General features: G+C 70.7%; 2 protein-coding genes. Both read left to right on the top strand.

The features are described from left to right. Positions 1–91 precede the first annotated feature (91 nt). Positions 92–301, top strand: coding sequence for a zinc-finger domain-containing protein (locus AC1D12_RS33615; RefSeq protein ID WP_465110256.1), 210 nt, complete (start codon positions 92–94; stop codon positions 299–301). 9 nt (positions 302–310) lie between these two features. After that, positions 311–1,248: lipopolysaccharide heptosyltransferase II (gene waaF / locus AC1D12_RS33610; RefSeq protein WP_477845415.1), on the top strand; the 938-nt coding region annotated here is incomplete at its 3' end.

Below are 1,248 nucleotides of genomic sequence, written 5' to 3'. Positions count from 1 at the left end.
ATCACCGAGAAGATCCAGAGCGCGTTCTTCGACATCGTGAACGGCCGCAACCCCAAGTACGCCGAATGGCTGACCGCCGTCTGAGGACCCCATGAGCACAAGCAAACAACAGGAAGTGGTCGAGGTCACCGCGCACGACGTGCAGGGCCCCGGCGTGGTGTTCTGCCCGAACCCGAAGATGGCGCTGTGGAGCACCCACCCGAAGGTGTTCATCGACGTCGCGACGACCGGCGAAGGCAAGTGCCCGTACTGCGGCACCGTGTATCGCCTGAAGGCCGGCGAAAAACTCCACTCGCACTGACCCGACGCGATGAACCGCGCCTTGCTGATCGCCCCGCAGTGGATCGGCGACGCGGTGATGTCGCAGCCGCTGGTCGGCCGGCTGGCGGCGCGCGGTGACGAGGTGACGGTCGCCGCGCTGCCGTGGGTCGCGCCGGTGTACCGGGCGATGGCCGGCGTGCGCGAGGTGATCGAGCTGCCGTTCGCGCACGGGCGGCTCGACTGGTCGGCGCGGCGCCGTGTCGCGGCCACGCTGCGCGGCCGCTTCGACACCGCCTACGTGCTGCCGAACTCGATCAAGTCGGCGCTGATTCCGTTCTTCGCCGGCATTGCGCAGCGCATCGGCTACCAGGGCGAAGGCCGGCCGCTGCTGCTGAACAAGCGGCTGCCGAACCCCGGCGGGCGCCCGCCGATGGTGGCGTTCTACAGCGCGCTGGCGGGCGGCCCCGCCGAGAGTGAACGGCCCCGCCTGCAGTTCGATGCGGCAACGCTCGAGCGCGTGACCCGCGCGGCCGACCTGGCGCCGCAGCAGTACTGGGCTTTCGCGCCCGGCGCCGAATACGGTCCCGCCAAATGCTGGCCGGCCTCGCACTACGCCGAACTCGCACGCTCGCTGCAGGCCGCCCACGGGCTGCCGATCGTGCTGCTCGGCTCGGGCAAGGAAGTCGCGCTGTGCGACGAGATCGCCGCGGCCGCGCCCGGCGCCTGCCACGTGCTGGCTGGCAAGACCACGCTGATCGACGCGATGGTGCTGATCGCCGGCGCCCGCGGTGTCGTCAGCAACGATTCCGGGCTGATGCACGTCGCGGCGGCGTTCGGCATCCCGCAGGTCGCCGTGTTCGGCTCGACCAGCCCGGAGCACACGCCGCCGTTGAACCCGCGCGCGCAGGTGATCTGGCTGAAGGAGGAGCTGCAGCTCGACTGCGCCCCCTGCTTCGACCGCACCTGCCGCTTCGGCCACACCCGCTG

It is taken from the genome of Rhizobacter sp. P1_G5, from assembly GCF_056405435.1.
This window is presented reverse-complemented; position numbering and strand designations above follow the sequence as displayed.

Bases quoted from the DNA above. Each gene is read 5' to 3' on its own strand.
- AC1D12_RS33615 (WP_465110256.1), top strand. From the start codon at position 92: ATGAGCACAAGCAAACAACAGGAAGTGGTCGAGGTCACCGCGCACGAC.